Below are 20,547 nucleotides of genomic sequence, written 5' to 3' on the forward strand. Positions count from 1 at the left end.
AAAACTGATTAAAATTAAAAAATGAATCCCAAAAAAATTTTTTTAGAAAAAGTGAAACAAAAAGGAGGATGGGTCAATGCTCATTCTCATTTAGATAGGGCTTATACTCTCACAAAAAAAAATTTCAAATATTCTTATTTTCCCCTTCAAAAAAAATGGTATCTGGTTGATGAAATGAAACGTTTAGCTACAGAAGAGGAAATTTATATCCGTATGGAAAAAGCTTTAGAATATTTTTTAATGCAAGGGACACAAGCTTTGTGTTCTTTTATTGATGTGGATGAAATTATTGAAGATCGTGCCTTGAAAGCCGCTAAAAAATTGAAAAATAATTATGGAAATTCTATTCGTATTTGTTTTGCTAATCAAGTTCTTAAAGGCGTATTGGATAAAAAGTCAAAATATTGGTTTGATCAATCCATAGAATTTGTGGATATTATTGGTGGATTACCCGCTACAGATTATGAAAAAGAAGATGAACATTTAGATATTTTATTCCAAACAGCTAAAAAAAAAGGAAAAATTATGCATGTACATGTAGATCAATTGAATACAAGCGAAGAAAAAGAAACTGAAAAACTAGCAAAAAAAACAATTGAACATGGAATGCAAGGACAGGTCGTCGCTATACATAGTATTTCTTTAGCCGCACATGCTAGAGATTATCGCTATAAAATATATCAATTGATGAAAAAAGCGGATATAATGGTCATATCTTGTCCCATTGCTTGGATTGATCATACTAGAAGTGAACGTTTAACTCCTAGTCATAATTCCATCACTCCAGTAGATGAGATGGTTCCTGAAGGAATCACAGTGGCTTTTGGTACAGATAACATCTGTGACATATATAAACCTTTTTCTGATGGAAATCTATGGATAGAACTACGAGTGATGTTGGAAGCATGTCATTATTATGATATAGATCATTTGGTAAAAATTGCTACAATAAATGGATTAAAAGTATTAGGATTGTCAGAGAAATAATTTATTTTTTTCCTTTTTTTTCTGGACGCATTTGTGGAAAAAGTAAAACTTCTTGAATCGATTTTTTTTGAGTCAGTAACATTACTAAACGATCTATTCCAATTCCAATTCCTGCAGTAGGAGGCATCCCGAATTCTAAAGCACGTATAAAATCTAGATCAAGAGATATAGATTCGTTTTTTGTGTTTTTTTCGGATAACTTCATTTGTTCTCGTAAACGATCAAGTTGATCGATGGGATCATTAAGCTCTGAATAAGCATTAGCAATTTCTTTCCCATTTATAATGAGCTCAAAACGTTCTGATAGATTTTCTTGATAACGGTGTCTTTTGGTTAAAGGACTCATTTCTATAGGATAATCAATAATAAAAGTAGGATCGATGTAATTTTTTTCGCATCTGTCTTCAAAAATGTTCTCAATCAGTTTAGCTTTACTCATTTTTATATTTTCTTCTATATGCAATTTTTGACAAACTTTTCTTAATTCTTCCTTTTTCATTTCTTTAAGATCAAATCCGGTATATTTTTTAATAGAATCCAATATGGGGATACGAGGAAAAGGAGTTTTAAAACTAATATGATGATTTTCTTTTTTTTGAAATTTATTAAAGATGTATTTCATCAATTTTTCTGTAAAATTCATCATCCAGTAATAATCTTTATAAGCGACATAAAGTTCTAATACAGTAAATTCTGGATTATGAAAACGATCCATTCCCTCATTTCTGAAATTTCTAGAAAATTCATATACCCCGTGAAATCCACCAACAATCAATTTTTTCAAGTAAAGTTCATTAGCTATCCGTAAATACAATGGAATTCCCAGTGTATTATGATACGTTTCAAAAGGACGAGCTATAGCCCCTCCAGGGATGGGGTGTAGAATAGGAGTATCGACTTCTATGTAACCTTTTTTATTCAAAAAACACCTTATTTTTTGGATGAGAAGAGTCCGTTTTAAAAAAATTTCTTTTACATGATCATTAACAATGAGATCTACATAACGCATACGATAACGTTGTTCCGTATTGGAAAAAGCATCATATATTTTTTGATTTTTTCTATCCATTTTTACTTGTGGTAAAGGTCGGATAGATTTGGATAATAGAGTGAATTGATGAACATGTATGGTCATTTCATTCATTTTTGTCTTAAATAAAAACCCTTTTACTCCAATAATATCTCCTATATCTATAAGTTTTTTTAAAAAAATATTGTAAACCTCCTCTTGTTTCATTTGATCCGAAGATGAAAACAAATGATCCTGAGTAAAGTATATTTGCATTCTACCCGTATGATCTTTTATTTCTCCAAAAGAAGCTTTGCCTAAAATCCGCAAACGCATTAACCGTCCAGCTATGCTTATAGTTTCTTTTTCCGTAAAATTTTTTTGTATATTACAAATAGTATTTGTTACAACATATTCTTCTGATGGATAAGGATTGATTCCCAATAATTTTAGTTGATCTAATTTTTTTCTTCGTAGAATTTGTTGTTCTGATAAATAGATCATAGAGTGATTTTTGTGGATGTCCTCCATACAAAACGAACGAATTGAATAAAACGAAGGTACATTTGTTTTTTTTATTATATAAATTTTTCAAAACCTATGAAAAAAAAAATACTTTTTTTCGAAGATTTAGGAAAAAAAGAATATCAAGAAACTTGGAAATATCAGAAAAGATTATTTGATGACATCATACGAAAAAAAATCAAGAATATACCTGATCAAAAAGCAGGATATTTTCTCTTTGTAGAACACCCTCATGTATATACTATAGGGAAAAATGTAAAAAAAGACAACCATTTGTTGGTTTCATTAGATTTTTTAAAAAAAATAGATGTTTCTTTTTATCAAACAGATAGAGGAGGGAAGATCACTTACCATGGTCCTGGACAGTTGATAGGATATCCCATTTTAAATATGGATTATTTTTTTACGGATATTCATAAATATCTTCGTCTTTTAGAAGAAGTGATTATCCATTTTTTATGGAAAAATTATGAAATAAAAGGAGAACGAAAAAAAGGAAAAACAGGAATTTGGTTTAATGTAAAAAACGGAAAATCAAGAAAAATATGTGCAATAGGAATTAGAATGAGTCGTTGGGTAACCATGCATGGATTTGCTTTAAATGTAAATACAGATTTACAGTATTTCAATCATATTATTCCTTGTGGAATTTATAATCAAGAAGTGACTTCTTTAAAAAAAGAATTGAAAAAGAATGATATCTCTTTTCAAGAGGTAAAACGTATGGTGAAAAAATCCTTTCAAGAAATTTTTGATGTAGAATTTGTAAACATGCCGAAAAAGATTTCATTTTTGTAATGAATTAATTAATTGGTTCTGCGATCATAATTCCATCCTTATCTACTTTTGTGATTAATACATTTTGTAATGTGTTTTCATATCTAGAAGAAGAATTGTATGAATGTAATGGCATCTTAGTTCGAATATAATTTTCTGTATATCCATACAAATATTCTTGATGGTTCGAATTTCTTTCGAATAAAACGGTTTTTTTAGTGTTCATTTGCTTTTTACAAAAAAAACGATATTTTTTCTTTGAAAGAAGTCTCAAAACTTGATTCCGTTTCCATTGTATTTTTTTAGATACATTTTCCTGTATCGTACTGGATTTTGTATTGGGTCTAGTAGAATAGGGAAATATATGTAGAGATGAAATTTCTAATTTATTCAAAAAATGATAAGTTTCCAAAAAATGTTTGTGTGTTTCTCCAGGAAAACCAACAATAAGATCTGAACCGATATAAGCATATGGCATTAAAGATCGAATTTTATTTACTTTTTCTTGATAAAGTTCTCGTCTGTAACGTCGATGCATTTTTAACAAAATATCATTGCTTCCAGACTGTAAAGGAAGATGAAAATGAGGAACAAAATGTTTACTTTTAGACAAAAATTCAATACATTCATTTTGAAGCAAATTAGGCTCTATAGAGGATAAACGGATTCTTCCTTTTTCTTCTATTTGATCTATGGATTGTATTAAATCAAAAAATCGGAGATTTTTTCCGTATATATTTTTTCCACCATAGTCGCCTATATTGACACCTGTTAACACAATCTCTTTTACCCCTTGATTAAAAAGAAATCTAATATTTTTCAATATATTTTCTATACTCTCAGAACGAGAGGGGCCTCTTGACATAGGAATGATGCAATAACTGCACTTATAATCACATCCATCCTGAATTTTTAAAAAGGAACGAGTTCTATCTCCAACGGAAAACGATGGAAAATAAGCTTTTCTAGAAATAATTTTTGCATAATATTTTTTTTTCAAAAACCATTCTCGATGAACATAATCTATGATTTTAAATTTTTCTTCATAGCCTAAAACAAGATCTACTCCAATAATAGAAGAGACTTCTTTAGGATTGAATTGAGCATAACATCCTATTGCTACAATAAAAGCTTTGGAATTGTTCTTTATAGCATAACGTACAATATGCCTAAATTCAATTTCTGCATTTTTTGTAACAAAACAACTATTGATCACATAAATATCCGCATAACTCTTGAAAGGAACATGTTGATAATATAAATTAGAAAATTTTCTTGCTATGGTAGAAGTCTCTGCGTAATTGAGTTTACAACCCATGGTATAAAATGCTACTTTTTTTTTCAACATTTTTTTTCGTCTATCTGATAGATTCCGTTTTTATAGCTGCCTAAGATGAAAAATAATTTTCAATTCCACTATGGCTAGCTTTTATCGCTTTTTTTCCTTTTGTCCAATTTGCGGGACAGACTTCTCCACTTTTTTCGTAATATTGAAGAGCATCTATCATACGAATCGCTTCATGTACATTTCTACCTAAAGGAAAATCATTAATTAGAAAATGTCTTATAACCCCTTCTTGATCTATTAAAAATAATCCTCTATAAGCAATCAGTTCTCCCGTAGCTTTCCATTCTTCATGATTATTATTATTATTGCAAATCCAATTTCCAGATAATACTCCATAGTTATGAGATATGGTCTTATTGATATCAGAAACGATCGGATAAGTGACCCCATGGATGCCTCCTTTTTCTTTTGGCATCTGTAGCCAAGCCCAATGAGATTGTTCTGTATCCGTAGAAACCGCAATAATTTGTACATTTCTCATTTCAAAATCCTGAATTCTTTCTTGAAATGCATATATTTCTGTAGGACAAACAAAAGTAAAATCTTTAGGATAAAAGAAAAGTAAAACATACTTCTTTCCATTAAATTGTTCTAAAGTAAAATTGGAGACAATCTCTTTTCCATTTAATACCGCACTAGCCGTGAAATTTGGCGCTTTTTTTGATATTAACGTATTCATTTTTTTTGTTTTTCGTGTTTATATGCACGAATTTACCAAAACTTAAAACAAGAAAAAAATAATTTTTTATGCAACAAAAGGAGTCATACATATCTATGTAACTTTTTATGAAGTTCATTTTTTATATCTGTTAAATGCATAATTTTTTTTAGAAAAGCTTTTCTATCCTTATTTTTTTTCAGATCATTCTGATAATGTATGATTTCTTTTTGAATCAATTTGGAAATACATAAAGATTTATATCTCAATAAAATATCACTAATATATTGATTTATTCTCTCTTTTTGATAGGAAACTTGTATTCCTTTTCTATCCCATTTGGATAATGAATAAAATTTTGGATTTTTTTTATCCAAAAATTGGGATAAGTCTATTCTTTTCTTTTGTAAACAAATTTGATCAAAAATCTCTTGGTTCTTATTCAAAGAAAAACGGAGATTCCAGCATTTAAAAACGTGCAATACTTCTTCTAAAATCGTTGTGTTGTGTTCTTTTTTTTTTATGATTTGATTTCCATGATTTAAAATCAATTGAATCAATTTTTCTTCAAGAAGAAGAAGAGTATTTTTTTTTAAAAAAAACCTTGAATTTCCCTTAACCTGAACTGTACTAGGTTTCTGTACATTTTTTTTATTGATTTTTTTCAATTCAGAAATCAGAACTTTTTGACGAATATTTAGCACTTTGGAAGCTTCTTGCAAGTATAATTCCTTTTGAATAACATTAGATATTTTTGAAATGCTATTCAAAATATTTTTTACTAAAAATGATTTTTTGATGGGATCATCTTTATGGATTTTTTCATATATTTTTTGTTTAAAAGAAACAAAATTGTAACTATTTTTTGCTACAAAATCTCTGAATTGAGAAAAAGAATATTTTTTGGATATCAAATCTGGATCTTCTCCATTAGAAATAAATAATATGCGTAAATTCATTTCCTGTTCTAGCATCATATTAATTCCTCTTAAAGAGGCTTTAATTCCAGAACGATCTCCATCATAAAAAAGAACAATATTTTTTGTAAATTTTTTGATCAATAGTATTTGGGCCACGGTGAGTGAAATTCCAGAAGAAGAAACTACATTTTTTATCCCAGATTGATGTAAAGAAATAACATCTGTATATCCTTCCACCAAATAACAAAAATTTTCTTTGAGAATGTTTTTTTTAGCTTGAAACAAGCCATATAAAATTTTACTTTTTTGAAAGATCTTACTTTCTGATGAATTTATATACTTAGTCGTAGTGAAAGATCTAGAATCAAGACTTCTACCTCCAAAACCTATAACTCTTCCTGATAAACTATGAATTGGAAACATCACACGTTTACGGAAACAATCAAAAAAATGATTGGATTTTCTGAAAACCGTGACCCCTGATTCTTTTATATCCCGTATTTTAAATCCTTTTTTTAATGCGTTGATTGTAAGCAAATTCCAAGAAATAGGTGCATAGCCTAATTCGAATTTATGAATGATATTTATATCAAATCCCCTTTTTTGAATGAAATAATTTAATCCATTGTTCTGTCCTTCTTTGGTAAAATGTAATTGATAAATAAAAAAACGTTTTGCATAATCTTGTATTAAGTATGATTTTTCATATTCTTCTTTCTCTTGATGATTGTTGTTGTCTATGTGATCCATTTTGATCTCATACTTTTTGGCAAGAAAACGTAATGATTCCTCATAAGTAAAATGTTCATGTTCCATAAGAAAAGTGATAATATTTCCTCCTTTTCCAGAACTAAAATCTTTCCATATTTTTTTTGTAGGAGAAACTATAAGAGAAGGTGTTTTTTCATTAGAAAAAGGACTTAGTCCTCTATAATTAAAACCACTTTTTTTTAATTTTACAAAATCTCCAATCACATCTTCTATACAAGAAGCAGAAAGTATTTTTTTTATAGTTTCTTTAGATATCATAATAATATTTAATTTCCTAATTTCATTCTATGAATAATTTTTTTTGGGTTAGAATCAGAAAAAATAGTAGTTCCTGCCACTAATATATCTGCTCCATTTTGAAATAATAAAGAAGAATTTTCTAAATTGATTCCTCCATCTACTTCTATGAGAGCGGAAGAATCTTTTTTCAAGATTAAATTTTTAATATCCTCTAATTTTTGATATGTTTGATGAATGAATTTCTGTCCACTATAACCAGGATTCACACTCATCAATAAAACAAAATCTATATCATTAATAATGTCTTGTAAAAGAGAAACTGGAGTATGTGGATTCACAGCTACACCTACCTTCATTCCATTTTCTTTAATAGAAAAAATTGTTCTGTTTAAATGAATACAAGCTTCATAATGAATATGTAAATGATCGGCTCCACAAGCTTTCAACTGTTCTATATAGCGTTCTGGTTGCAATATCATTAAATGTACATCCATAGGCTTATGTGCATATTTTTTAACATATTTAATAAATAAAAATCCAAAAGAAATATTGGAAACAAAAGAGGAGTCCATTATATCAATATGAAACCAATCGGCCTCACTTTTATTCAGCATTTCTATATCACGATATAAAAAAGCTAAATTGGCTGAAAGTAAGGATGGAGCTATAATTTTTTTCATATTCTTATAATTAAGAGTAAACTAATAGGTATATATATTTTATTTGATTTTTTATGAAATCAAAGCTTCACTAATTCCAGTATGAGAAAAACCTCCATCATGATATAAGTTTTGCATGGTAACTTTTCTTGTTAAATCTGAAAATAGTGTAATTATATAATTAGCGCAATCTTGTGCGGAAGCGTTTCCTAACGGAGATATTTTTTCAGATAATATTAAAAGTTGATTAAATCCTTTAACCGCTTTTGCTGCTCGTGTGATACTAGGAGATTGTGAGACAGTATTGACCCTGACTTTTTCTTTGATTCCCCAATGATAACCAAAATTACGTGTGATACTTTCTAAATAGGATTTATAATCTGACATATCTCCATAATGTGGAAAACTTCGCTGAGAAGCAATATATGTTATAGCTACAATAGAACCCCATTTATTCATTGCTTTTTTATTCCAAGCTGTCTGCATAATTTTATGATAAGATACAGCAGATATTTCCCATCCTTTTCTTAAAAATTCATAATTTAAAGAGGGATAAGTTAACCCCTTTCGTATATTTATAGACATAGCTATGGAATGCAATAAAAAATCTATTTTTCCTCCAAAATGATCTAATGTTTTTTCAAATAAAATATTGAGATCTTGTATGGAAGTGGCATCTGCTGGAATCACCATAGATTTTGTTTTATGAGATAATTCATAAATTTTACCTATTCTTAGAGAGGCTGGGGTATTGGTTAATACAAAAGATGCTTTTTCTTCATAAGCACGTTCTGCTACTTTCCAAGCAATAGAATTTTCATCTAAGGCTCCAAATATAATTCCTTTTTTTCCTTTCAATAGATTGTAAGACATAGTTAAAATATTTAACTAAAAATACCTATTTTTTGAAATATGAAATATATCCTTTATCACGGATAAGTAGTCCAATTTTTCCCATGTGAAAAGTTCTACTTCTTGTTTTTTTTGATTCCCTTTTATATCTAAAAAAGACTTCTCTACTTTTTGTGGAGTTCTTCCCATATGTCCATATACAGATGTTTCTTCATACATTGGTTGACGCAATTTTAATCTTTTTTCTATAGCATAAGGACGTAAATCAAAAATTTTTTTTACATTCAACGCAATGTTTTCATTATCTATTTTTGATTTACCATAGGTATTGACGAAAATTTCTATGGGTTCTGCAATCCCTGCCGCATAAGAGATTTGAATCAGCAATTCATCTGAAATCCCTGCTGCCACCAAGTTTTTGGCTATATGTCTAGCGGCATAAGCTCCAGATCTATCCATTTTAGATGGATCTTTTCCAGAAAAAGCTCCTCCTCCATGAGATCCCCTTCCTCCATAAGTATCTACTATAATTTTTCTTCCGGTAATACCAGTATCCCCATGAGGTCCTCCCGTAACGAATTTTCCTGTTGAATTAATGTAATATTTTGTTCTATCCGTAAATAATTTTTTTACATTTTTTATATTATTCATTACTCTTGGAATAAGAATCTTTTTAACATCATCAACTATACGTTGATGCATTCTTTTTTTCGTATCAAATTCATCATGTTGAGTTGAAATGACAATAGCATGAATATGCACCGGAACATTGGCATCAGAATATTCTAAAGTTACTTGAGATTTTGCATCTGGACGTAAATAAGTCATTTTTTCTCCTTCATTTCTAAGATATGAAAGTTCCCTTAATATATGATGTGAAATGTTTAATGACAATGGCATATAATTCTCTGTTTCCTTTACAGCATATCCAAAAACAGAACATTGATCTCCAGAACCTTGTTCTTCTTTTTTTGATTTTTGAATTCCCTCTAATAGATCCAAAGATTGTCCTTGAATAGAAGAAAGAACTCCACAAGAATCTGCATTGAATCTATATTCATTTTTAGTGTATCCTATTTTTCTAAGGATAGCACGAGCTATTTTTTGAACATTTACCCAAGTCTTAGAATTAGCTTCTCCAGCTAATATAATTTGTCCCGTGGTTACTAAAGTTTCTATAGCGACTTTTGCATCTGGATCAAACGCTAAAAAATGATCTAATATAGAGTCAGATATTTGATCTGAAATCTTATCAGGATGACCTTCTGAAACAGATTCGCTGGTAAATAAATAAGCCATAGGAAGGACTAAGAAGTATTTTTAATTTATCGGATTTGATTCTGAACTTTAATAGATTCTTGATGCAAGAGTTGAAAAACTTCTTCAAGAAATTTTTCAGAAATTTCTAAACTTTTCCCAAAAGTTATAGATTTTTTCATAATATCTTTCCATCTACTGGGTTGAAAAATCGCAATATCTGAAGATTTTTTCAAAGTTCCTAATTTTTTGGAAATATCCATTCTTTCTGCTAAAAGAGAAATAATATTTTCATCTAGTTCATCTATTAAAATTCTGAAAGAATCTAAAGATCTTTGACTTTTTTGATCAGATTTTTCGAGATGTGTTAATGTTTTTAACATTTTCAAAAGATTTTCTGGAGTAATTTGTTGTTGAGCATCGCTCCAAGCCTGATCAGGATCACAATGACTTTCTATCATTAATCCTTCATATTGAAAATGATAAGCTTTTTTTGCGATATCCAAAATTCCTTCTGTTTTTCCACAAATATGTGAAGGATCACATAGAATAGGAATTCTAGGAAGAAGGGTCCTAAAATTTAACACAAGATTCCAATTAGGTTGATTACGATATCTTGAGTTTTGGTAGGTATAGAAACCACGGTGTATGACTCCTAATTTTCTAATTCCCTTCCCCGATAAACGTTCTAAAGCTCCTATCCATAATTCTATATCAGGATGAATCGGATTTTTCACCAAAATAATTTTATTATTTTCTTTTTCCAGAGCATCCGCTATTTCTTGAATTGCAAAAGGACTCGCCGTGCTTCTAGCTCCTATCCAAAGAATATCTATTCCAAAAGAAATGGCTAATTTCACATGTTCCGCATTCGCTATTTCTGTAGCGACCATTAATCCCGTACTCTTTTTAACTTTATGAAGCCATTCTAGTCCTTTTTTTCCAATTCCCTCAAAATTATTGGGTTTTGTTCTAGGTTTCCATATTCCAGCTCTAAATCCTTGAACATAGGAAGAATTCAATCTTTTGGCTGTTTCTAATATTTGTTGTTCACTTTCTGCACTACAAGGACCAGATATAATGAAAGGATGATTCCACTTATCAATCCAAGATCTGTCTATACTATTATTCAATTTTTCCATCACAATACATCTAATTTACACATATTTTTTATCTTTTATATCGTTTGCTTTTTTCATATATTGTTCTATTTTATGAAGTTTTTTGTCTATTAAATGATTACGAAATTTATTTAAATGATCAATATAGAAATCTATTGATTGAATCATATTTTCTCTATTCGAAATAAAAATAGGTAACCATGTTTCAGGCTTACTTTTCGCTAAACGTGTAGTTGAATCTAATCCACTTCCCATCAGATTATGAAAAATTTTTTCTTTATTTTTAAATTTGTTTAAAACGGTACTAGCTAAAGCAAAGGAAACCACATGAGGTAAATGAGAGATGTAAGCAATATATAAATCATGTTCTTGAGAGGTCATATAAATCATACGCATTTTCATCATAGAATATATTTTTGTAGCAACAGATATCGCATCTGGAGCACTTAGTTCAGAATCACAAATGATGCATTTTTTTTGATAAAACAAATCAGAATCAGCTGAAATCGGTCCAGAATTTTCAATTCCTGCAATCGGATGTGTAGCTACAAAGCGATTCCTTTTAGGATGAGAAGAAATCCTATTACAAATATCATATTTTGTAGATCCAGTATCTAAAATGACTGTATCCGTACTGATTTGATTTAAAATACTTGGAAGTATTTTTTCTATTCCATCTACAGGAATAGATAAAACAATGACTGAAGATTGCAGGATAAGATCCTGTAAAGGAATTATCTCATCTACAATTCCAAGTTTTACAGCATATAAAGCATTTTTTTGATTAGAATCTGTTCCTATAAATTTATCTCCAAAATTTGATTTTCTCAATCCTAAACCAATGGATCCCCCAATCAATCCTAATCCTATTATTCCAATATTCATGAAAAAATCCTATTTTTTGCCTGTTCCAAAATTTTTACTGGACAACACATAGAAAACCTCACATATCCTTTTCCATTATGACCAAACACTCTCCCAGGTGTCACAAAGATGTGATAAGTTTTGAGGACCTTGTCTGACCATATACGATCATTGTTCTCTGAATCAGTGATTTTTGCCCAAACAAATATTCCAGAACTATTTCTGGAATATTTTAAATTGAAAAAATCACATATATCCCATATAATTTTTCTTCGTTTAAGATATTCTATATTAAGTTTTTCAACCCATCTTGAATCATGATTCATGGCTTCTATGGCTCCAATTTGTATGGGATAATACATTCCAGAATCCATTTGACTTTTTATTTTCAATATATTCTGAATGAATTTTTTTTTTCCTATAATCATTCCAACACGCCATCCAGGCATATTGTAACTTTTACTTAAAGAATTTAATTCCAAAGCTATATCTTTAGCTCCTTTCACATTAAAAATACTGAAAGAACGTTTTTTATTCAATATCAAACTATAAGGATTGTCATGAACCAGTAATACATGATTTTTTTTCGCAAAAAGAACAATTTTTTCTAATTCTTCAAAAGAAATCGTTGCCCCCGTAGGCATGTGAGGATAATTTATCCACATGATCTTTGCCTTGGGTATATTTTTCAATCTAGGAAGCCAATTTTCATCTTCATAAAGATCATAATAAATAATTTTTGCTTTCAAAAGTTTTGATATGGAGGAATAAGTAGGATATCCAGGATCGGGAATTAAAACCTCATCCCCTTGATCTAAATAAGACATACTTATATGCATAATCCCTTCTTTAGAACCCATTAATGGTAAAATTTCATTTTTAGGATCAACATCAACTTGATATATTTTTTTATACCAATTAGAAATAGCATTTCGTAATGTTTCTATTCCAATATAGCTTTGATAAGTATTAGCATTTTTTAATTCCGACGCTTGTTTCATTTTCTGGATAACTCCAGATGGAGGAAGAAGATCAGGATTTCCAATTCCTAAATTGATAATTTTCAACCCGTTTTTTTCAAGATTTTGAATTTCCTTCATCTTTTTTGAAAAAAAATATTCCGATATTTGATGCATTCTTTTTGCTGCTACAATCATCAGGATCTAATTCTACCATTTTTATATTCTCCCATAATAGACAATTGATGAAGACAAGGAATTTTTTGTATTCGTTTTTTCATTTTTTCATAATCTCTTATATTGTTGAATATAATATCCACATAAAATGAATATTCCCAAGGTCTTTGTATGATAGGAATGGATTGTATTTTCGTCATGTTAATTCCAAGACTCGATATCAGACTCAAGATCTTAGATAAACTACCAGTAGTATGCAAGATTTTGAGTATCAATGAAGCTTTATTGAAATAATCATTTTTTTGTTTATAACAATTTTTAATAATGAAAAATCTTGTAAAATTATTTGTGATAGTTTGTATATTCTTAAAAATGATTTCCAGACCATATTCTTGAGCCGCATTTTCAGACGCAATCGCAGCTAACCCTTTTTTTTTGCATACAGAAATGTATTTAGCAGCCGCAGCTGTATCTGAATATTCGGATATCTTTATATAAGGATGTGCATCTATGAATAATTCACATTGTAAAATAGCCATAGGATGAGAATATATCTCTTTAATATCTTCTATATTTTGTCCGGGATAAGCCATAAGATAATGTTGGATCGGCATATACACCTCTCCCACTATTTTTAAATTATATTCAGATAAAAGACTGTAATTCGTCAAAATTGTTCCCGCTATGCTATTTTCTATAGCCATAACCCCAATATCCACATTAGATTTTGCAACAGCAATTGCCAATTCCCTAAAAGAAGAACATTCCATTAACTTATAATTACATCCCTCAAAATATTTGGAAACAGCTGCATGATGAAAACACCCCTTAACCCCTTGTATCGCTATTTTTTTCATGAAACAGATTGAATTATCATCAATCAAGCGAAAAAATTTGAAGCAAAGATAAAAAATTATTCTATTTCATCCAATTTTTTCACAATTACAATGAAAATGATCCATAAATGGACAACAAAAAAATGAAAACGGTTAACTTTATATTTTTGTATTCTACTATTTCATTATGCAAAAAAAAAAATCTTTTATAGGATGGAGGAATGAAAACAAGCACCCTTCTCTTTCGGAAGTTTTTTCTTCCGTTTCTGTTCCTAAACAGAAAGGAATATGGAAAAAACTTTTTGCTTTTACTGGTCCAGGATTATTAATTGCTGTAGGATATATGGATCCAGGAAATTGGGCCACAGATATTGCTGGTGGAGCTCAATTTGGTTATATGCTTTTATCCGTCATTTTTATATCCAATTTTTTTGCCATCATTTTGCAACATTTAGCTTTAAAATTAGGAATTGTTTGTGAAAGAGATTTAGCACAAGCTTGTAGAGATCATTATCCAGCCTGGATTAGTTTTATCCTATGGATATTATGTGAAATTTCTATTGCAGCTTGTGATTTAGCTGAAATCATTGGTTCTGTTTTAGCCTTAAAATTGCTTTTTGGAATTCCTATGACATGGGGAGTATTGATTACAGCTATAGATGTTTTAATTATTTTATTTTTCCAATATAAAGGATTTAGATATATTGAAAGTGTAGTAGCCGCTTTAATTTTTACAATTTTAGTTTGTTTTAGTTTTGAAATTATTAGTTCAAAACCTGAAATTTTTCCTATATTAAAAGGAATTATTCCGAACTCTGAAATTATAAAAAATTCGCATTCTTTTTATATATCTATAGGAATATTAGGAGCAACGGTCATGCCTCACAATCTTTATCTTCACTCCAGTATCATACAAACCAGAGATTATCCACGTACTACTGAAGGTAAAAAAATGGCTATAAAATATGCGACCATAGACAGTACCTTATCTTTATCTTTAGCATTTTTCATCAATGCTGCTATATTAATTATATCGGCAGCTACTTTTCATAAAGCTGGATATACAGAAGTTGCAGACATTATGGATGCACACAAACTTTTAACTCCTATACTAGGATCTAGCCTATCTGGAGTTTTTTTTGCCTTAGCTTTACTAGCATCAGGACAAAATTCAACACTAACTGGAACTCTAGCTGGACAAATAGTCATGGAAGGGTTCCTTAATATAAAATTTAAACCTTGGATTCGAAGATTAATCACAAGACTTATAGCTATTGTTCCTGCTATGATTGCCTCTATTGTTTATGGAGAAAAAGGAACAACGGAATTATTAATAATCAGTCAAATTATTTTATCAATTCAACTAAGTTTTGCTATTGTTCCATTAGTTAATTTTACAGGAGATTCTGAAAAAATGGGACCCTTTGTCAATGGACCGATTTTAAAGATATCAGCTTGGTTGATTACAATCATCATTGTATTGCTAAATTTATTTTTATTATATAATACTTTATTCTTGGGAAGAAGATAATACTTCAAAATTTAACGTAATTTCGAGGTTTCGATGTAATCGGATCCTTGCCTGATGTTTCCCTATTGTTTTAATCACTTTATTTCCAGGTATTCTAATAAATTTTTTATCTATAAAAATTTCTTCTTTATTCAAAACTTTCATAAGATATTGATTATTAATAGAACCGAAAATTTTTCCTCCTTTACCTACCTTTACTGGTATTTTAATAATTAATTTTCTTAATTTATTTTCTATTTCTTTCGATTGTTCAATTAAAAAACTTTCTTTTTTCGAACGTTGGTTCAATATTTCACGAGTATTTTTTATAGTACCAGGCAATGCTAAAACAGCATATCCTTTGGGAATGAGATAGTTTCTAGCATAACCAGGTTTTACATCTAATTCATCGTATTGAAACCCTAAATTTTCTATATCTTTTTTAAGAAGAATTTTCATGTTTATCTTAAATCATCTGTAACAAAAGGTAAAAGTCCAATTTGCCTACATCTTTTAATAGCCGAATTTAATTTATTTTGATGTTTTTGTAAAGTCCCTGTGATACGACGTGGTAAAATTTTTCCTTGCGCATTCAGAAATTTGATTAAAAATGTAGGATCTTTATAATCTATATATTTAATATTTTTTCGTTCAAAAAAACAATATTTTTTTTTTACTTTGGTTTCTATTTTTATAGGAGATAAATATCTTAATTCATTATCTACTACTTGTTTTTCATGTTTATGGTTTTCCTCCAATATCATAATTCTTCATTTTTTTTTAACAATTTTTTTCTTCTTTTTTCAGCATATTCTATTCCATATTTATTTAATTTTACAGTTAAAAAACGTAAAATACGTTCATCTTGTCTTAATTTCAATTCTAAATCAGAAACTAAATCAGAATTTAACAAAAATTCAAATAAGTGAAAACAACCGCTTTGTTTTTTTTGAATGGAATAAGCTAGTTTTTTTAACCCCCAATGTTCCTGATGAACGATTTTTCCTTTTTTTTGTATGATATAATTTTCATATTCTTTTGCTGTTTCTTTTGCTTGTTCATCAGATAATATAGGAGTGATTATTATAATATTTTCATAATGTTGAAACATTGAATTTTTTTTTACGAAAATATAAATCTATATTTTTATGTTCTTTTTTCAAAAACATTCTAAATTTTTTCTTTAATTTGATTGATTAGTTTTTCGATGCGTCGTATACTTTCTTTTTTTCCAATCATTTCAAAAATGATGAAAATATCAATTCCTTTTAGAACACCCACTAAAGCTAAACGAAATAATTGCATCGTTTGATTTTTATTTTTTGTTTTTTGAAACAAGCATCTCAAATTGAAAGACGTAAATTGATTGATGTTATATAACAATATTTTAGCATTCTCTAATTGAGAAATAGTATTTTCATGACAAATTTTATTGAAAAAATTAACTTCATAAGAATTAGGAGAAATAAAAAAATAAAAAGAATGTTCCCATATTTCATGAATAAAATGAATCCTATCCATTGTTAAATGGATGACTTTCCATAAATAATCTTTTTTGCATAAAATAGAACGTGTTTTGATTTCTTCGAAAAGAAATGCAAATATTTTTTCTTTTTTTTTATTTAAATATTTTTTATTGAACCAATTTGCTTTTTTGATATCAAAATAAACACCAGATTTCTTTATTCTTTCTAAAGAAAAGAAATTGATTAATTCTTGTAAAGAGAAGATTTCTCTTTCAACTCCAGGATTCCATCCTAATAAAGCTAACATATTCACAAATGCTTCTGAAAAATAACCTAATTCCCTATATCCTGGTATGATAATTTTTGTTTTTGGAATTTTCCATTGTATAGGATATATAGGAAAATTGAAACTATCTGCATTTCTTTTACTAATTTTCCCTTTTCCATCATTTCTTAAAATTAAAGGCAAATGTGCAAAATGAGGAGGGGTCCACCCCAAAGACCTATATAACAATACATGTAAAGACATAGATGGAAGCCATTCTTCTCCTCTGATTACATGAGTAATTTTCATTAAAGAATCGTCTATGGTATTAGCTAAATGATAAGTAGCTCCTCCATCCGATTTTAACAAAATTTTATCGTCTAAGTGATCTGTCTCAACTATTATATTTCCACGTATGATATCATGCATTTTCAATGTTTCTCCAGGTTCTATTTTAAATCGAACGACATAAGAACAAGATCGTAATTTATCATGTAATTGTTCTTTCGTCAGAGTTAAAGAATTATTCAGTTTCATTCTAATTCTAGAATTATAAGAAAAAGTTAACCCACGATGATGATATTCTTTTCTTTTTTTATCAAGATCTTGATCTGTGTCAAAAGCATAATAAGCATCCCCTTTCTTTAACAATTTATTGATATACATACGATAAATATTTATCCTTTTAGATTGATAATAAGGATAATAAGCTCCTCCATATCCGACTCCTTCGTCAGGTTCTATGTGACACCATTTCAATGTTTCCAAAATATATGATTCAGAATTCTCAACAAATCTTTTTCGATCAGTATCTTCTATTCTAAGGATGAATCTTCCGCCATGTTTTTTAGCAAAAAGATAATTATATAATGCGGTTCTAATTCCCCCTAAATGAAGTGGGCCTGTAGGACTAGGAGCAAAACGAACTCTTACAGAATGTTGTAACATAATTTATCAATCTTATTTTCCGATGCAAAATTTTGAAAAAATATTTTTGAGTATATCTTCACTTGTGATTTCTCCCGTAATCTCTCCTAAATACCGTAATGCTTCTTTAAGATATATTGAAACTAAATCTATTGAAAATCCTTGATGGAAAGTATTATGTGCCAATGAGAGTTCTTTTAATGATAGTTTCAAAGCTTCATAATGTCTGTTTTGTGTCACTACTATTTTTTTTTCTTTTAATTTATCCAAAAATAAAGAACTCAAAGCATGGAGCACCCTTTTGACTTCAGGATAATTTTTTGAAGAAATTTCAAAAAAATAAGGAATCTTTGACTTAAAATTTTCAAAATCATGAAAATAAAAAGGAGATAGATCTGATTTATTCGCTATAACAAAAATATTTTTTAATGGATATTTTTTGTGAATTTCTTGAATATTACTAATCATTTTTTGTTTTTCCTTATTTGAAGAATCAAAAATATAGAATATGACTTGAGACTCTTCTATTTTTTTCATGGTTCTTTCCACTCCCATAATTTCTATAGAATCTTGGGTTTTTCTAATTCCTGCTGTATCCCAAAAATGAAAAAGAATTCCATTTAAAATAATTTTTCCTTCCACACAATCTCTAGTTGTTCCTTGTATATGGGATATAATGGAACGGTCTTCCTGAATTACCTGATTAAAAAAAGTAGATTTTCCCACATTGGGTTCTCCAATAATGACCACATCTATTCCTTTTTTGATAGCATTTCCTAACGAAAAAGATTCAATTAAATCTTTTAAAATTTCTTCTAATTCTTGTAAAAAAGAAAAAAGTTCTGATCTTTTAGCAAAAATCACATTTTCTTCGCCAAAATCCAATTCCAATTCTAGTAAAGAGGCAAAATCCAATAACTTTTTTCTTAAACTCTTAATAGTGTTAGACAATGTTCCTTTGATTTGTTGTAAAGAGATTTCATGACAGATTTTATTTTCAGATACAATCAAATCAGCGATTGCTTCAGCTTGTGATAAATCCAATTTTTGATTCATAAAAGCACGAAATGTAAATTCTCCAGGACGAGCCAAACGGATTCCTTTTCTAATAAGCAATTGCAAAATCTGCTGTTGAATATAATAAGATCCATGACAAGAAATCTCTATCATATTCTCTCCTGTATAAGAAAGAGGGGATCTAAAAATAGAAACTAAGACTTGATCTAATAAATTCTGATTTTCTGAGACAATATATCCTAAATGAATCGTATGTGTAGATTGATTTTCCAGTTTTTTTCCAGGTTTCATAGAAGTAAAAACATTTTCAACAGTAGATATGGAATTTTTTCCAGAAATACGAATAACAGAAATCGCACTAGATCCAATAGGAGTTGCTAAAGCAACAATGGTATCATCATCTAAATCTAACATAAAAAAACGAACAAATTATGTGTTGTGATTGAAAATAAGTATTTTTTTGAAATTCTCATCATTTTAATTTCATCATATGGGATCTTTTGACAAATTTTACCGTGTTTTTCAAAACACTCTTCAAGACTTATATCCAGAACCTAAGGAATTAGAAAGTATCTTTTTCTTACTCACTACCCACATTTTTCAATGTGATAAAACAACTATTTTATTACGAATAAGTAGAAAAGAAAAAATTCATTTTGTTACTTACGATAAATTAATCAAAAAATTGTGGGAATTGAAAAAAAATAGACCCATACAATATGTAATTGGGCATGCCTACTTTTTTGGAATGAAATTCATTGTTAATGAAAAAGTATTCATTCCTAGACCAGAAACAGAAGAATTGGTATCATGGATACTACAAGATCATAATAATAAAAAAGATGGACATCATAATACCCCCACCATTCAAGTATTTGATATTGGAACAGGAAGTGGATGTATTAGTATTACTTTAAAAAAGAAAAAACCTGAATTTTTACATATTTATGCCATGGACTCTGATCAAGAAGCTCTTGACATAGCTAAGAAAAACGCGAAATTACATAATGTAAAAATTTCATTAAAAAATGTGGATATTTTGAAAGGGGGAATGGCCATCCCTACAAAAATAAACAAAAATTCTGTTCACATTATCGTAAGTAATCCTCCCTATATCAGACTATCTGAAAAAAAACTTTTACACCCAAACATTGTTCAATACGAACCTTATCAAGCTTTATTTGTTCCTGATAAGACCCCTTTGATTTTTTATCAAAAAATTTCTTTTTGGATCAAAAAAAGACTGACTGGAATCGTTTATATTTATTTTGAAATCAACCAATTTATTTATTTGGATATCATTGATCTTTTGAAAAAAATGGGATTTTTAAATATAGAAATCAGAAGAGACTTTCAAGGTTTTTTCAGAATGGTTCGTGCAATTTATTACGCAAATAAATAA

Annotated in this window: 20 protein-coding genes; 4 read left to right on the forward strand and 16 right to left on the reverse strand. The window is 28.9% G+C overall.

All coding sequences use genetic code 11. The features are described from left to right. Positions 1-21: 21 nt before the first annotated feature. Positions 22-987 carry an amidohydrolase family protein gene (locus tag BPAA_RS01435; protein ID WP_015429902.1) on the forward strand — a complete coding sequence of 322 codons (966 nt, stop codon included), beginning with the start codon at positions 22-24 and terminating at the stop codon, positions 985-987. A gap of 1 nt (position 988) precedes the next feature. On the opposite strand, the gene lysS is transcribed toward BPAA_RS01435, so the two are convergent. Continuing rightward, entirely contained in the window at positions 989-2,500 is a 1,512-nt protein-coding gene (lysS, locus tag BPAA_RS01440; protein WP_015429903.1) for a lysine--tRNA ligase, read from the reverse strand. Positions 2,501-2,596: 96 nt separating this feature from the next. On the opposite strand from lysS, the gene lipB reads away from it, so the two are divergent. After that, complete coding sequence (lipB, locus tag BPAA_RS01445) at positions 2,597-3,319, forward strand: lipoyl(octanoyl) transferase LipB (protein ID WP_015429904.1); 723 nt, start codon at positions 2,597-2,599, stop codon at positions 3,317-3,319. 4 nt (positions 3,320-3,323) lie between these two features. Here lipB and mtaB read toward each other — a convergent pair whose 3' ends face one another. From mtaB to BPAA_RS01495, 10 genes are all read right to left on the reverse strand, one after another. Then, on the reverse strand, positions 3,324-4,646 hold the full coding sequence (mtaB, locus tag BPAA_RS01450) for a tRNA (N(6)-L-threonylcarbamoyladenosine(37)-C(2))-methylthiotransferase MtaB (protein ID WP_015429905.1): 1,323 nt from the start codon (positions 4,644-4,646) through the stop codon (positions 3,324-3,326). A gap of 40 nt (positions 4,647-4,686) precedes the next feature. After that, on the reverse strand, positions 4,687-5,325 hold the full coding sequence (locus tag BPAA_RS01455; RefSeq protein ID WP_015429906.1) for a peroxiredoxin: 639 nt from the start codon (positions 5,323-5,325) through the stop codon (positions 4,687-4,689). A gap of 83 nt (positions 5,326-5,408) precedes the next feature. Then, entirely contained in the window at positions 5,409-7,253 is a 1,845-nt protein-coding gene (gene dnaG, locus BPAA_RS01460; RefSeq protein WP_015429907.1) for a DNA primase, read from the reverse strand. A gap of 8 nt (positions 7,254-7,261) precedes the next feature. Next, positions 7,262-7,915, reverse strand: a complete 654-nt coding sequence (gene rpe, locus BPAA_RS01465; protein WP_015429908.1) for a ribulose-phosphate 3-epimerase — start codon at positions 7,913-7,915, stop codon at positions 7,262-7,264. A gap of 51 nt (positions 7,916-7,966) precedes the next feature. Next, positions 7,967-8,767 (reverse strand): enoyl-ACP reductase FabI, encoded by an 801-nt coding sequence (locus BPAA_RS01470; protein WP_015429909.1) that lies wholly within the window; start codon positions 8,765-8,767, stop codon positions 7,967-7,969. A 15-nt stretch (positions 8,768-8,782) separates the two neighbouring features. After that, positions 8,783-10,045: a methionine adenosyltransferase gene (gene metK, locus BPAA_RS01475; protein WP_015429910.1), complete on the reverse strand. Its 1,263-nt coding sequence runs from the start codon at positions 10,043-10,045 to the stop codon at positions 8,783-8,785. A gap of 26 nt (positions 10,046-10,071) precedes the next feature. Further along, positions 10,072-11,145, reverse strand: a complete 1,074-nt coding sequence (locus BPAA_RS01480) for a bifunctional 3-deoxy-7-phosphoheptulonate synthase/chorismate mutase type II (RefSeq protein WP_015429911.1) — start codon at positions 11,143-11,145, stop codon at positions 10,072-10,074. A 15-nt stretch (positions 11,146-11,160) separates the two neighbouring features. Beyond that, a complete protein-coding gene (locus tag BPAA_RS01485) occupies positions 11,161-12,009 on the reverse strand; it encodes a prephenate dehydrogenase (RefSeq protein WP_015429912.1) in 849 nt (282 codons plus the stop codon). Continuing rightward, positions 12,006-13,145, reverse strand: coding sequence for a pyridoxal phosphate-dependent aminotransferase (locus BPAA_RS01490; RefSeq protein ID WP_015429913.1), 1,140 nt, complete (start codon positions 13,143-13,145; stop codon positions 12,006-12,008). Before BPAA_RS01490 ends, BPAA_RS01485 begins: the two co-directional genes overlap by 4 nt. Continuing rightward, positions 13,145-13,981, reverse strand: a complete 837-nt coding sequence (locus BPAA_RS01495) for a prephenate dehydratase (RefSeq protein ID WP_015429914.1) — start codon at positions 13,979-13,981, stop codon at positions 13,145-13,147. Before BPAA_RS01495 ends, BPAA_RS01490 begins: the two co-directional genes overlap by 1 nt. A 166-nt stretch (positions 13,982-14,147) precedes the next feature. On the opposite strand from BPAA_RS01495, the gene BPAA_RS01500 reads away from it, so the two are divergent. After that, positions 14,148-15,491, forward strand: a complete 1,344-nt coding sequence (locus BPAA_RS01500) for an Nramp family divalent metal transporter (RefSeq protein WP_015429915.1) — start codon at positions 14,148-14,150, stop codon at positions 15,489-15,491. Here BPAA_RS01500 and rplI read toward each other — a convergent pair. The 5 genes from rplI to mnmE are packed head-to-tail and all read right to left on the reverse strand — an operon-like array spanning position 15,471 to position 19,559. After that, positions 15,471-15,929: a 50S ribosomal protein L9 gene (gene rplI, locus BPAA_RS01505; RefSeq protein ID WP_015429916.1), complete on the reverse strand. Its 459-nt coding sequence runs from the start codon at positions 15,927-15,929 to the stop codon at positions 15,471-15,473. The two genes, BPAA_RS01500 and rplI, sit on opposite strands and share 21 nt — an antisense overlap. A gap of 2 nt (positions 15,930-15,931) precedes the next feature. Beyond that, positions 15,932-16,234 (reverse strand): 30S ribosomal protein S18, encoded by a 303-nt coding sequence (gene rpsR, locus BPAA_RS01510; RefSeq protein ID WP_015429917.1) that lies wholly within the window; start codon positions 16,232-16,234, stop codon positions 15,932-15,934. Beyond that, on the reverse strand, positions 16,231-16,581 hold the full coding sequence (gene rpsF, locus BPAA_RS01515; RefSeq protein WP_015429918.1) for a 30S ribosomal protein S6: 351 nt from the start codon (positions 16,579-16,581) through the stop codon (positions 16,231-16,233). The genes rpsR and rpsF overlap by 4 nt, the downstream gene beginning before the upstream one ends. Positions 16,582-16,640: 59 nt before the next feature. Continuing rightward, positions 16,641-18,149 carry a glutamate--tRNA ligase gene (gene gltX, locus BPAA_RS01520; RefSeq protein WP_015429919.1) on the reverse strand — a complete coding sequence of 503 codons (1,509 nt, stop codon included), beginning with the start codon at positions 18,147-18,149 and terminating at the stop codon, positions 16,641-16,643. Positions 18,150-18,161: 12 nt separating this feature from the next. Further along, entirely contained in the window at positions 18,162-19,559 is a 1,398-nt protein-coding gene (gene mnmE / locus BPAA_RS01525) for a tRNA uridine-5-carboxymethylaminomethyl(34) synthesis GTPase MnmE (RefSeq protein ID WP_015429920.1), read from the reverse strand. A 76-nt stretch (positions 19,560-19,635) separates the two neighbouring features. On the opposite strand from mnmE, the gene BPAA_RS01530 reads away from it, so the two are divergent. Then, positions 19,636-20,547 (forward strand): N5-glutamine methyltransferase family protein, encoded by a 912-nt coding sequence (locus tag BPAA_RS01530; RefSeq protein ID WP_015429921.1) that lies wholly within the window; start codon positions 19,636-19,638, stop codon positions 20,545-20,547.

This window comes from Blattabacterium cuenoti BPAA, from assembly GCF_000348805.1.
Taxonomy (GTDB): domain Bacteria; phylum Bacteroidota; class Bacteroidia; order Flavobacteriales; family Blattabacteriaceae; genus Blattabacterium; species Blattabacterium cuenoti_B.

What these genes read in the sequence shown, in the direction of transcription:
- BPAA_RS01435 (WP_015429902.1), top strand. Translation starts at nt 22, where the DNA reads ATGAATCCCAAAAAAATTTTTTTAGAAAAAGTGAAACAAAAAGGAGGA.
- lysS (WP_015429903.1), bottom strand. Translation starts at nt 2,500, where the DNA reads ATGATCTATTTATCAGAACAACAAATTCTACGAAGAAAAAAATTAGAT.
- lipB (WP_015429904.1), top strand. Translation starts at nt 2,597, where the DNA reads ATGAAAAAAAAAATACTTTTTTTCGAAGATTTAGGAAAAAAAGAATAT.
- mtaB (WP_015429905.1), bottom strand. Translation starts at nt 4,646, where the DNA reads ATGTTGAAAAAAAAAGTAGCATTTTATACCATGGGTTGTAAACTCAAT.
- BPAA_RS01455 (WP_015429906.1), bottom strand. Translation starts at nt 5,325, where the DNA reads ATGAATACGTTAATATCAAAAAAAGCGCCAAATTTCACGGCTAGTGCG.
- dnaG (WP_015429907.1), bottom strand. Translation starts at nt 7,253, where the DNA reads ATGATATCTAAAGAAACTATAAAAAAAATACTTTCTGCTTCTTGTATA.
- rpe (WP_015429908.1), bottom strand. Translation starts at nt 7,915, where the DNA reads ATGAAAAAAATTATAGCTCCATCCTTACTTTCAGCCAATTTAGCTTTT.
- BPAA_RS01470 (WP_015429909.1), bottom strand. Translation starts at nt 8,767, where the DNA reads ATGTCTTACAATCTATTGAAAGGAAAAAAAGGAATTATATTTGGAGCC.
- metK (WP_015429910.1), bottom strand. Translation starts at nt 10,045, where the DNA reads ATGGCTTATTTATTTACCAGCGAATCTGTTTCAGAAGGTCATCCTGAT.
- BPAA_RS01480 (WP_015429911.1), bottom strand. Translation starts at nt 11,145, where the DNA reads ATGGAAAAATTGAATAATAGTATAGACAGATCTTGGATTGATAAGTGG.
- BPAA_RS01485 (WP_015429912.1), bottom strand. Translation starts at nt 12,009, where the DNA reads ATGAATATTGGAATAATAGGATTAGGATTGATTGGGGGATCCATTGGT.
- BPAA_RS01490 (WP_015429913.1), bottom strand. Translation starts at nt 13,145, where the DNA reads ATGATTGTAGCAGCAAAAAGAATGCATCAAATATCGGAATATTTTTTT.
- BPAA_RS01495 (WP_015429914.1), bottom strand. Translation starts at nt 13,981, where the DNA reads ATGAAAAAAATAGCGATACAAGGGGTTAAGGGGTGTTTTCATCATGCA.
- BPAA_RS01500 (WP_015429915.1), top strand. Translation starts at nt 14,148, where the DNA reads ATGCAAAAAAAAAAATCTTTTATAGGATGGAGGAATGAAAACAAGCAC.
- rplI (WP_015429916.1), bottom strand. Translation starts at nt 15,929, where the DNA reads ATGAAAATTCTTCTTAAAAAAGATATAGAAAATTTAGGGTTTCAATAC.
- rpsR (WP_015429917.1), bottom strand. Translation starts at nt 16,234, where the DNA reads ATGATATTGGAGGAAAACCATAAACATGAAAAACAAGTAGTAGATAAT.
- rpsF (WP_015429918.1), bottom strand. Translation starts at nt 16,581, where the DNA reads ATGTTTCAACATTATGAAAATATTATAATAATCACTCCTATATTATCT.
- gltX (WP_015429919.1), bottom strand. Translation starts at nt 18,149, where the DNA reads ATGTTACAACATTCTGTAAGAGTTCGTTTTGCTCCTAGTCCTACAGGC.
- mnmE (WP_015429920.1), bottom strand. Translation starts at nt 19,559, where the DNA reads ATGTTAGATTTAGATGATGATACCATTGTTGCTTTAGCAACTCCTATT.
- BPAA_RS01530 (WP_015429921.1), top strand. Translation starts at nt 19,636, where the DNA reads ATGGGATCTTTTGACAAATTTTACCGTGTTTTTCAAAACACTCTTCAA.